Genomic DNA, 10,465 nt, shown 5'->3' with positions numbered 1-10,465 from the left:
TGATAGCTGATAGCTGATAGCTGATAGCTGATAGCTGATAGCTGATAGCCAAAGAATGTTTTACTAAATCATTTAATCAAGGATTTTTAAACTTGTTATTGAGGAAATAACAAGTGGCGGAGTGGACGGGACTCGAACCCGCGACCCCCGGCGTGACAGGCCGGTATTCTAACCAACTGAACTACCACTCCGCAGTGGTATGTGCATGGGGTAATGCACTTACAAATTTTAATCATGATATCAAATGGCGGAGTGGACGGGACTCGAACCCGCGACCCCCGGCGTGACAGGCCGGTATTCTAACCAACTGAACTACCACTCCGCAGAGATATCATTATACTTGTTATTACTTAATTTGTTGGCGGAGTGGACGGGACTCGAACCCGCGACCCCCGGCGTGACAGGCCGGTATTCTAACCAACTGAACTACCACTCCAGCATACAAATTTTGTAATATAACATTGTTTAAATAGTTGGCGGAGTGGACGGGACTCGAACCCGCGACCCCCGGCGTGACAGGCCGGTATTCTAACCAACTGAACTACCACTCCAGCGCATATTTAAACTGTTATTTTTTCTTATTGGCGGAGTGGACGGGACTCGAACCCGCGACCCCCGGCGTGACAGGCCGGTATTCTAACCAACTGAACTACCACTCCATAATAAGAATATGTTTTACAACCATACGTTGTGTAAGTGTTGGCGGAGTGGACGGGACTCGAACCCGCGACCCCCGGCGTGACAGGCCGGTATTCTAACCAACTGAACTACCACTCCAGCTTTTACTTACAAGTTTTACGAAAATGGCGGAGTGGACGGGACTCGAACCCGCGACCCCCGGCGTGACAGGCCGGTATTCTAACCAACTGAACTACCACTCCATATTTTCGTTGCTGTTTAGGTCTCCCTGACAGCGGCGTGAATAATACGAACCAACCCCTATTTCGTCAAGGGCTTTTTTGTTTTTTTATAGGTTTTTTAGTCATCTGTCATCGAAAGGTTTAAAATTTCACCTGATCTGTCATTTTTTGAGCCATTTTTACCGACTTGATTTTTTTCTGTGTCGGCAACACCACTTTCACTTGTTTTCTTTTTCTTTAAAAAAGGCAGCTTCACTTTAAATTTAATCGGTTTTTTCTGAACAAATATACGAATTAACAACCAACCGAGTAATAAAATGAGCGTATTGCAGCCTACAATTAAACTAATAATTGCCGATGTGGCCATTTTTTCTTCAACAGGCTCACTCTCAATCATTTTATCTGGCGTAATAATTGTTGCCGAATCAATTTCGGGCACCGCTTCTATGGGTCGTTCTATCTCAAATTTATACGTTGGTAGCGTTGCCATAAATTCACGGCCATTAATATTAGTGCCAAAAACAGACAGTTCAACACTATATCTACCCCAATCATAATTTTTAACACTAAGCTGACGTGAGTCTTTAGCTGCAGCATCTATGGTAAACATTTGCTCTTCGTTATTGGGATAGTAGATTTTTCCCTGGATGATGACTGTCTCTGGCTTAACAATACTTGGGTCTATATTTATAGTTAACAGATGCTCGTCTGTGTCTTGTTCTGCTAACGCGACTTCGGTTATAAAAGGCGGCTCGTGCACTTCTATTGTATTTTGCACAATGCGACGCTGCAGCAGAGGTGTTGCCACGTAAAGCTCTGGTGTCCATTCACCCGCTGGGAAATCTAAAGTAAACTCGCCAGTAAACACACCATCTTTAGGGCGCTCATCAAATCCACGTCCATCGTCTTTAAATTCAGCGACTTCTTGAATGCCTGCGCCAAAGTTAGCAAAGTTTTCATTGTTGGTACTTACAAAGTCAACATTAAGGCTCACAACATCTCTAAATAGGTTTGTATTAATTGGCTCACCGTCGTTTAGTATTTTGCCAGTGATTTTTATTGTCTCCCCTCTAAACAACATTGAAGGAAGAGGCTCTGCCTCAAGAGATATTTCGCCTAATACAACTATTCTGCTGTCGGGTAAAATACTGCCTATTACTTGCCAAGGACCCGCCATAGGTTTTTTTATGGTAACTAAATCGTAGCTGAGTTCGTCAAACCAATCTAAGTTAGGGTTTTTAACTGAGTCAGTAGCAAAGTACTTACTGCCATCGGGCCGCACTAAAATAACAGCAGGTGCACCTGATTTTCTAAAAAACAGCAGTGTTATTTCATCTATTTTGCTATCTATGCGAAAACGATTATCAAGTAAAGGGATCTCATTTTGATGCCCATCGCGCTTGAGCACTTCTACTTGTTTTACGCCATATGCATTGCCAGTAAATAAACTAGCGGCACATAACGCTGTTACAAAATACATCGTTTTCATTAAATCGCCTTATTCTGCGCGCCATATACATTGGCCGCCTTCTTTGTTTACAAGATCTAATCGTGCTTCGTGTGCGCTTTGCTCAGCGTCGCTTGCTCGCAATACAACTAATGGGGCTCTATCGCTATTTAAACGCTTTATACCGCCTTTCTGTTGCTCGCTGCCGTCATCTTTGTTTTGATTCAAATTCAGCTTTGTTTGACCACCCGTCATGGCAAGGTAAACATCGGCTAAAATTTCAGAATCCAGTAGCGCGCCGTGAAGTGTTCGCTTTGCGTTATCTACATCGTAACGACGACATAATGCATCAAGATTGTTCTTTTGACCTGGATGCAAGTCACGCGCCATTTTAAGCGTGTCGAGAACTTGACAAAAAGTCTCTGTTTTAGGATAGCCCTGATTAAGTAGTGCAAATTCATTATCCATATGGCCAATATCGAACGGCGCGTTATGAATAACTAACTCTGCCCCTTCAATATAGTCGAAAAACTCTTGGGCAATTTGATGAAATAACGGTTTATCACGTAAAAATTCGTTAGTGATACCGTGAACGTCGATTGCTTCTTCTTCGCTTGGGCGTTGTGGGTTTATATAAACGTGAAAGTTATTGCCTGTTAAACGGCGATTTACTAACTCCACACACCCAATTTCTATAATACGGTGCCCTTGTTTAGGGTCGATGCCGGTGGTTTCTGTATCTAAAACTATTTGTCTACGTGCCATATCGAATTTAGCCTGATTCTGGTATCTTTCTATAATCACTTTATTGTACATAAGATCAAGGTAAAACAGTGCAAAAAACCGTAGAGATTTACACCGACGGCTCATGTTTAGGTAATCCAGGCCCCGGCGGTTATGGTATTTTTATGATTTATAACGGCCACGAAAAAGAAATGAGCCAAGGTTATAAACTCACAACAAATAACCGAATGGAAATGCTCGCGGCTATTGTAGCCCTAGAATCACTCACTCGAGAATGCGATGTAAACCTAACAACCGATAGCCAATATGTTAAGCAAGGCATTGAATCGTGGATCACTAACTGGAAAAAACGTGGCTGGTTAACATCAGCTAAAAAGCCGGTTAAAAACGTCGATTTATGGAAACGCTTAGATAAAACCTGTAGCGAGCACAATGTAACTTGGAAGTGGGTTAAAGGGCATAGCGGCAATAAATACAACGAAATAGTTGACGATTTAGCGCGCGATGCCGCTGGCAGTAAAGATTTACTAGAAGATGTAGGCTACCAGCCTTAAATTTATTCTAAGCTAGTTGTTATACCAATTTTATTAAAAACATGTTCATTCTATCGCATTAAATAACTCACTAACTGCGTTAAAAATTATTCATATAGAACAACTATATGTCACAATTTTCGCCTTGTTAATGTGCTATTTTCTTAGCGCTATGATAGATCACTTATTTAATGCAATTGGTATTATTTTTTTGCTCGCACGATTTAAAGTGTTGCTTTGACGTTTGTCTAAGCCCTGCCCCTTTTACTGGTGCAAACTGCGGCCTAGCATGCCACTTAGGTTTTATCGGCGTAAGTGGCGCAACTCTTTTTCGTGCCACCAGCATATAAACACTGCCCATTGGTTTTAAATACTGTTTTGCAAAAGTCCGCCAAAACTCAAATCTTGATAACCTGTTACCTCTTGCCAGTGATGAATAAATAAAACGTTCGTCACTTACAATTTCAAAACCCAATAAATTTAGCCAATCTTTAACCCTCGCAGGGGTAAAAAAGCGCCCCGTCCATGGTAACTTCTGACCACTAAAAGGCAGCATTTGTGCAAGCCCACACAAACTAAACGGATTAAAACCAGTCACTAGTATATAACCGCCCGGAATAAGCGTGCGATGTGCTTCTCGTAAAATGTGATGTGGGTCTGAATGATACTCTAAGCAGTGGCTTAGTATACAAGCATCAATACTGTGCTCGTAAAATGGCAATTCATCTATGTCAGCAACTACCCCAGTGTAAGGCCCAGGCTCTGCAACACACACTTGGTGTTTAATCGTACTTATACTTGTGTTTAATTCGCCACTTAAATTACCCAACTTAAGCATATGATAGCCAAACATACGCGGAAGCCATTGCTCCATTTTACGTTCAATATCTGTGCGTAAATAATCCCCATGAGGAAACTGCTGCCACGACAGTGGTTTGGGTCCTTCTTGAAAACTAAGGGCTGGTTTCATTTTTTGAGCTCGTTATACTATGCGATAAGTGTCACTTTATAGAGCAATTTACCATGGTGCAAGTCAAAGCAATTAAAGCCTTTTCTGATAATTACATTTGGTGTTTAACTACCGATAACAGTAACCAAGCATGGGTAGTCGATCCAGGCCAAGCACATCCCGTATTAACGTACTTAGCTGAGCACAAACTAACGCTTGGTGGCATTTTAATTACGCATCATCACTACGACCACACTGATGGCGTAGCTGAATTAGTTGACGCCTATCCAGATATATCGGTTTATGGCCCTGCAAATAGTCCATTTAAAGGCGTCACTCACGCACTCACTGATGGACAAAGCATCAGTGTGCTTAATATTAACTTTACTATTTTAGCAACTCCTGGGCACACGCTTGATCATATTTGTTACACAAATGATGAACTTGCTTTCACAGGCGATACATTATTTAGCGGCGGATGTGGGCGCTTATTTGAAGGCACGCCAGAGCAAATGTGGAAATCTTTTAATAAACTAAGAGAGCTGCATGCAAGCTGTGTTGTTTATTGCACGCACGAATACACGCAAGCTAATCTTGCCTTTGCCGAAGCAGTTGAACCACGCAACCCAGAACTCCTTGCGTACAGTAAAAAAGTAGATGAATTACGCAGTAATAATCAAATTTCTCTACCGACCTCTATTGGACAGGAGCTAAAAATAAATCCATTTATGCGTAGCGATTTGCCAACCATTATAGAGTTAGTGCCAGAGAAATTTATCTCGGTTACAAAAAACAATGAACCTTGGGGAAACTTTGCGAGTCTGAGACAGTTCAAAGACAATTTTTAATGCAAAAACTAATACTTTAATATTTATTACATTAGAATCATCAACTTAAGATATAGTGATGATTCTATTTCTGCGTTTTAAAAAGTCATTAAGTGGCAATGTTAACTCATAACAGGTAGTATTCGCCGAGTTTTTTACCCGATGTATTGGTATTTATGAATAAATCTCCCCTATTAGTAGCCTTGGCGTTAGCGCTAAGTGGTTGTCAAACTGTGACAACATTAGAGTCAGACTCTCAAGTTGCCACGCAAGCAAACCAACAACTCGAAGGCGCAAGTCCTAACGACATTAACAATGCATTGATGGTAAACGCACAATATCAGCAAGTTGACTCTGATGAGCAAGAAGCGCCCGTGTTTGATGATGTGTGGGAGCGAATTCGCTACCAACTTTCTATCGAAATACCGCAAAACCGCCCTGTTGTTACTGAACGTAATTATTACGCTCGCCACCAAGCCTATTTAGATCGTATTTCTAAACGTGCAGAACCTTACTTACACTTTATTGTTGAAGAAGTAGAAAAGCGCGAAATGCCAATCGAAATTGCACTACTGCCTATTGTAGAAAGCGCATTTGACCCGTTTGGTTATTCTAATCGCAGCGCATCGGGCATTTGGCAGTTTATGCCTGCAACCGGTGAGCGATTCGATTTAAAACAAAACTGGTGGTACGACGGTCGTCGCGACATAGTGCAGTCGACTCGCGCAGCACTTGACTACTTATCGTATTTACATAAAACACTTGAAGGCGATTGGCTAAATGCGATTGCTGCTTACAACTCGGGTGAAGGGCGCTTGATGCGCGCGATTAAAAAGAATCGTAAAAAGCATTTACCTACCGATTTTTGGTCTCTTGATTTACCTAGCGAAACAACAGCCTACGTACCAAAGTTATTAGCACTTGCCGATTTATTAAAACGCTCAGATGATTTTAACGTTACATGGCAACCAGTAATTAATGCACAAGTGGTTGAAGTGGTTGATGTTGGCTCGCAAATAGATTTAGCACTTGCTGCTGATATGGCCGATATGACGCTTACTGAGCTATACAGATTAAACCCTGGTTTTAACCGCTGGGCAACTGATCCTAATGGCCCACATTCTTTATTACTGCCAGTAGATAAAGCAGAGCAATTTAGCCAAAAACTAGCAAACACTGATGTTAAAAACAGATTACGCTGGCAACGTTATATTGTGGCTCGAGGCGACAGCTTATCAGTAATTGCCAAAAAGTTTACAACGAGCTCAAGTGCAATCCGATCGCTTAATAAACTCAAATCAAATACGATTAAAGTAGGCCAAGAATTATTAGTCCCGCTTACTGATGGCGCTATAAATAGCGAACATTTACCAAAGCAGATGCGCTTAGCTGCTAATAAAGCAACTCGCACAAAGCTTTCGCACACAGTTAAAAGTGGCGACACGTTATGGGACATTAGCCGCGAATATGACGTAACTATGGATGAGTTGGCTAAATGGAATAAGCTAAAGAAAAACTCTGTACTGCGCCTAAATCAAAAACTTACTGTTTATAAGTCAGCTAATAAACCACAAGCAACGGCAAGTACCAACCGTACTATTACATACAAAGTACGCCGTGGTGACTCACTTGCACGTATTGCGTCTAAGTTTAATCTAAGCGTTAACGAAATTATTAAGTGGAATAATTTAGCCGGTCAAAAATACTTACAACCTGGCCAAAAGCTAAAACTTAAAGTAGATGTCAGAAGTAGTTAATTTATAAAACTATATTAAAAGTTAAAAGGAGCGCATGCGCTCCTTTTTTAATACTTTAAAATTAAAGGATTAAGCAGGTAGTTTTTCTAGCCATACTTTTAACCAAGGCTCGGTTACCGGCCACGGTTCAAAATCTTCACATGCATCTATTTCTAGGCGGTTGCCCACAGGCTTTGCTTGTAAATCACGAAGTAGCTCGTCAAAGCTTCGCCCTGCGCCACAAAATGTATCGCCGTAACATCTGTCACCCATTGCAATTACACCAAACGGTTTATCGGTAAGCATTGGGAAAGTGCTATTCATTGCAAAGTACAATCCGGCCAAATTACTCGGTACATCACCTTGGCCTGTTGTGGAGGTAACAATTAAAATATGCGATGCATTTTTTATATCATCAAGCGATGCTTCTGTAATTACTGTAGCAGTATGACCCGCTTGCTCTATTGTGGCTGCAACTTCATCGCTTAAACGCTCTGCACCGCCATTAACGCTGCCTACAAAAATACTAATATGTGCCATTAATAATCCTTTTCTTGCTCTGGCCAACCTAGCTGCTTACATATTTCAAGCATGTCTTCACCTAGTGGCGCTTTAATTGTTATTGATTCATTACTATAAGGGTGCATAAAACTAAGCTCTGTTGCAAATAACATTAAGCGTCTTAGCTCAAAATGCTCTCTAAAAAATTGATTATGCTGGTTATCACCATGATTTACATCACCAATGATAGGCAGTGATAAGTGCTTTAAGTGTCTGCGAATTTGATGCTTTCGCCCGGTTTTTGGAAAACACTCAACTAACGAGTAACGCACTGTTGGATACTTACCTATAGGAATAGGCAATGCAGCTTGGTGCAAGCAATTAAACTGGGTTTGCGCTTCTTGCGGTGCTTTATCTTGATCTGCAAACTTATCGGCTATTTTATCAAGTTCTTCTTTAAGCGGTTTATCTAAAAATACTGATTCTGGCGCAAAGCCGCGCACTAAGGCCAAATAGCGCTTAGCAATGGTGCCTTCAATAAATAGCTGGTTCATATCGCGAGCTGCTTCAGAGCTCAGTGCGAACAGCAATACGCCCGACGTAGGTCTATCGAGCCTATGTACTGGAAATACATGTTGCCTTAGCTGGTCGCGCAACATTTGCATAGCAAACTGGGTTTCGTGTTTATCTAAAAACGAGCGATGCACTAATAAACCTGAAGGCTTATTTATAGCCACATAGTTTTCATCTTGATACAAAATAGTCAGCTCGCCATATTCAATAGGCGCTGGACGCTCACTCATTTGGTTCTCCTAAAAAGGTATCAAGGGCTGTTAGTAATTCAATTATTTCATCGCTCCCTGCTTTATTCACAAGTGTCATTTGCGCCATAGGGGCAATAGCAAAATTACGTGGCAGTGGTTGCTTATGTGTTATTAATTGCTGTATTTTTTCAATAAATACAAATTGTAACCACTGCTCAAATGCGATTGTATCGTGACAAAAAGGAGTATTTGAAAGCAGTGCATCAGCGTCTATTGGCTCACTTTGCCAAAGCGCGTGTTTTTGTAAAAGTGCCGTTAGCTGCACTAAATAAGTTTGGGTTTGCTGGTACATAACCACCCTCTTTTATATATGTAATGCAATTATACCCTGTTCCCTCACAAGCGGCTATGACGTATAATTAATGTAATTTTGCAGTAAAAACAGTTGAGAAAACAATGAGTGATCAAATAGCTACATTAGGTCAGCTTTTAGATGGTGCGGGTACTCAGTGGCGTGCTTTTGATATTGGCAGGCACATTACTAAGCTTGATAAAAAACAATTTTTAGCTATTGAACAAGCTCAAGTGCCTTACCCTTATCCACTTGCTGGTCATGCATGGCTCGCTATTCAATTTTGGGATATTAAAGCCAGTAAAGAACCGTATGTATGGTTTTTAAAATTTCCACTTGATGAGCAAAGTATGCTTGTAAGTGCTAGTCGCGATCACTTTGCTGATATGGTTATTCAAGCTCTAGGCACTGAAATTACAGGCGAACAAGCCGATGGAAAGCTTGATAATAACCCTTATGTTTTTACGCCAAACGCAAATAAATTAGCGGCATTTAATGCCCAAGTAAAAGTACTATTAAAACAGCCTGCGTCGCAGTATTACGAGCATGCACAACTGTACTTTAGCGGTAAAATTGGTTTTGATAATTGGCAAAGTGTTGCACTTCAGGGTATTGCCGATTTTGCACTACGCTTAGACAGCGATACAAACTTAAGTAATCTGCAAAAAGCATGGGCGCATTTACCTATTGAAGTACTACAACCACTCAGTGCCATGCTTGAACACGTTGAAATACCAACATCAATGAGTGAGTTACTTGTTGATTACACACAGACCGCAATTAGTAATAACGATACATTAGCTATAACCGCAGCACTAAGATCAGCTTCAAAAGGTCAAGCTCAAGGGTTATGCGCTCAATTAGTTGATACTGTACTAAGCTCACCAGTGAAGCACGACTCTGACGTGTTACTAACAATCGCTGGGCGGTGTTTTAAACAATTAGAAAACCCTGAACGCTTACATGTATTTATGGATAATTGCGCGCATCATCAAAAAATTGAAGAATTGTTTCCAAGTATTTTTGCTGACTTAGTTGCAATACCGACTATTCGCCCGCATTTATTAGGCTTATTACGTAAAGAAAATCGTAGCGAAACCCTCGCGCGTGCAATTGGAAGGTTATTCTCTTAAATGGCAAGTTTATGGACGTTCATACTTATTGGTAGTGTAATTTACTTATTTTGGCTTAACCGAAAGGTTGCTGAAGCGGCGAACGTTCATGCTAAACGTCAAAGTGAGCAACTGCAGGTGCAGTTAATGAGTGTTGCATGCACAAAACGCCGCTTTGGTTTTTTAAAGAACGGCAAGCCAGGCATTAAAAGTGAATTTATATTTGAGTTTTCAAGCGACGGTGAAAATGCTTATCAAGGTGTGTTAATTATGGAAAATGAGTTTTTGAAAAGTGTGGTTGTTCCACCCCATAAAATATAAAACTTAATATACTTTAGGAGTATGTGTCTTAAATTAATAAATTTAATTCAACACAAAAAACTAAGGCGTAACTAAAGTTACGCCCCAATTGGACTGCATCCTGCTAGATATCCATTATCTTAAATCCGTATTATCATCCCCTGAACGAGTAAACAACCGTGTTTACCCTCACATTGCATCCTGCAATATCCATGGCCACCCTGGCAAACCCACGAAATCTATCGTTTGGCTACATCCGTAGCATCATCCTTGGTAATCCTTTTAAGTAGCTCCTGCCACTTTTGCATCCTGCAATATCCATAGCCATCTTGGCAAACCC

General features: G+C 41.0%; 11 protein-coding genes and 7 tRNA genes. 5 read left to right on the top strand and 13 right to left on the bottom strand.

What is annotated here, in order from left to right; all coding sequences use genetic code 11:
• Positions 1–114 precede the first annotated feature (114 nt).
• From H5090_RS19360 to dnaQ, 9 genes are all read right to left on the bottom strand, one after another.
• Positions 115–191, bottom strand: a tRNA-Asp gene (locus tag H5090_RS19360).
• 54 nt (positions 192–245) lie between these two features.
• Positions 246–322, bottom strand: a tRNA-Asp gene (locus tag H5090_RS19355).
• A 37-nt stretch (positions 323–359) separates the two neighbouring features.
• A tRNA-Asp gene (locus tag H5090_RS19350) sits at positions 360–436 on the bottom strand.
• Positions 437–474: 38 nt separating this feature from the next.
• Positions 475–551, bottom strand: a tRNA-Asp gene (locus H5090_RS19345).
• 31 nt (positions 552–582) lie between these two features.
• Positions 583–659 (bottom strand) — tRNA-Asp (locus tag H5090_RS19340).
• Between the two features lie 41 nt (positions 660–700).
• Positions 701–777 (bottom strand) — tRNA-Asp (locus H5090_RS19335).
• A 27-nt stretch (positions 778–804) separates the two neighbouring features.
• A tRNA-Asp gene (locus H5090_RS19330) sits at positions 805–881 on the bottom strand.
• A 97-nt stretch (positions 882–978) separates the two neighbouring features.
• Positions 979–2,349 carry a TIGR03503 family protein gene (locus H5090_RS19325; protein ID WP_182696507.1) on the bottom strand — a complete coding sequence of 457 codons (1,371 nt, stop codon included), beginning with the start codon at positions 2,347–2,349 and terminating at the stop codon, positions 979–981.
• Positions 2,350–2,358: 9 nt separating this feature from the next.
• Complete coding sequence (gene dnaQ, locus H5090_RS19320) at positions 2,359–3,072, bottom strand: DNA polymerase III subunit epsilon (protein WP_182694170.1); 714 nt, start codon at positions 3,070–3,072, stop codon at positions 2,359–2,361.
• Between the two features lie 68 nt (positions 3,073–3,140).
• On the opposite strand from dnaQ, the gene rnhA reads away from it, so the two are divergent.
• Positions 3,141–3,605, top strand: coding sequence for a ribonuclease HI (gene rnhA, locus H5090_RS19315; protein WP_182696506.1), 465 nt, complete (start codon positions 3,141–3,143; stop codon positions 3,603–3,605).
• Between the two features lie 163 nt (positions 3,606–3,768).
• On the opposite strand, the gene H5090_RS19310 is transcribed toward rnhA, so the two are convergent.
• The gene (locus H5090_RS19310; protein WP_002963022.1) at positions 3,769–4,554 is read right to left on the bottom strand and encodes a class I SAM-dependent methyltransferase; all 786 of its coding nucleotides are present in this window, start codon (positions 4,552–4,554) and stop codon (positions 3,769–3,771) included.
• Between the two features lie 53 nt (positions 4,555–4,607).
• On the opposite strand from H5090_RS19310, the gene gloB reads away from it, so the two are divergent.
• Positions 4,608–5,381: a hydroxyacylglutathione hydrolase gene (gene gloB / locus H5090_RS19305; protein WP_182696505.1), complete on the top strand. Its 774-nt coding sequence runs from the start codon at positions 4,608–4,610 to the stop codon at positions 5,379–5,381.
• Between the two features lie 155 nt (positions 5,382–5,536).
• Positions 5,537–7,117 carry a LysM peptidoglycan-binding domain-containing protein gene (locus H5090_RS19300; protein WP_149602939.1) on the top strand — a complete coding sequence of 527 codons (1,581 nt, stop codon included), beginning with the start codon at positions 5,537–5,539 and terminating at the stop codon, positions 7,115–7,117.
• Between the two features lie 69 nt (positions 7,118–7,186).
• Here the strand turns inward: H5090_RS19300 and H5090_RS19295 are convergent, their stop codons facing one another.
• Genes H5090_RS19295 through H5090_RS19285 form a run of 3 tightly spaced genes read right to left on the bottom strand, consistent with a single transcriptional unit; the run spans position 7,187 to position 8,713 of the window.
• A complete protein-coding gene (locus H5090_RS19295; protein WP_010553680.1) occupies positions 7,187–7,636 on the bottom strand; it encodes a flavodoxin in 450 nt (149 codons plus the stop codon).
• On the bottom strand, positions 7,636–8,400 hold the full coding sequence (gene truC / locus H5090_RS19290; protein ID WP_182696504.1) for a tRNA pseudouridine(65) synthase TruC: 765 nt from the start codon (positions 8,398–8,400) through the stop codon (positions 7,636–7,638). The genes H5090_RS19295 and truC overlap by 1 nt, the downstream gene beginning before the upstream one ends.
• Entirely contained in the window at positions 8,393–8,713 is a 321-nt protein-coding gene (locus tag H5090_RS19285) for a YqcC family protein (protein ID WP_007586013.1), read from the bottom strand. Before H5090_RS19285 ends, truC begins: the two co-directional genes overlap by 8 nt.
• Before the next feature lie 104 nt (positions 8,714–8,817).
• Between H5090_RS19285 and H5090_RS19280 the strand changes: the two genes are divergently transcribed.
• Both H5090_RS19280 and H5090_RS19275 read left to right on the top strand, forming a co-directional pair.
• Positions 8,818–9,846, top strand: a complete 1,029-nt coding sequence (locus tag H5090_RS19280) for a DUF3549 family protein (protein WP_182696503.1) — start codon at positions 8,818–8,820, stop codon at positions 9,844–9,846.
• The gene (locus H5090_RS19275) at positions 9,847–10,146 is read left to right on the top strand and encodes a DUF3301 domain-containing protein (protein WP_002963032.1); all 300 of its coding nucleotides are present in this window, start codon (positions 9,847–9,849) and stop codon (positions 10,144–10,146) included.
• Positions 10,147–10,465: the final 319 nt, after the last annotated feature.

Origin of the sequence: Pseudoalteromonas sp. SR43-5 (assembly GCF_014163835.1) — a bacterium.
Classification (GTDB): Bacteria; Pseudomonadota; Gammaproteobacteria; order Enterobacterales; family Alteromonadaceae; genus Pseudoalteromonas; species Pseudoalteromonas distincta.
Note: the sequence above shows the minus strand (reverse complement) of the source record. Positions and strands in the feature narration are given on the sequence as shown.

Coding starts and splice junctions, on each gene's coding strand:
- H5090_RS19310 (WP_002963022.1), bottom strand. CDS start 4,554: ATGAAACCAGCCCTTAGTTTTCAAGAAGGACCCAAACCACTGTCGTGG.
- H5090_RS19280 (WP_182696503.1), top strand. CDS start 8,818: ATGAGTGATCAAATAGCTACATTAGGTCAGCTTTTAGATGGTGCGGGT.
- H5090_RS19300 (WP_149602939.1), top strand. CDS start 5,537: ATGAATAAATCTCCCCTATTAGTAGCCTTGGCGTTAGCGCTAAGTGGT.
- H5090_RS19285 (WP_007586013.1), bottom strand. CDS start 8,713: ATGTACCAGCAAACCCAAACTTATTTAGTGCAGCTAACGGCACTTTTA.
- gloB (WP_182696505.1), top strand. CDS start 4,608: ATGGTGCAAGTCAAAGCAATTAAAGCCTTTTCTGATAATTACATTTGG.
- dnaQ (WP_182694170.1), bottom strand. CDS start 3,072: ATGGCACGTAGACAAATAGTTTTAGATACAGAAACCACCGGCATCGAC.
- truC (WP_182696504.1), bottom strand. CDS start 8,400: ATGAGTGAGCGTCCAGCGCCTATTGAATATGGCGAGCTGACTATTTTG.
- H5090_RS19295 (WP_010553680.1), bottom strand. CDS start 7,636: ATGGCACATATTAGTATTTTTGTAGGCAGCGTTAATGGCGGTGCAGAG.
- H5090_RS19275 (WP_002963032.1), top strand. CDS start 9,847: ATGGCAAGTTTATGGACGTTCATACTTATTGGTAGTGTAATTTACTTA.
- H5090_RS19325 (WP_182696507.1), bottom strand. CDS start 2,349: ATGAAAACGATGTATTTTGTAACAGCGTTATGTGCCGCTAGTTTATTT.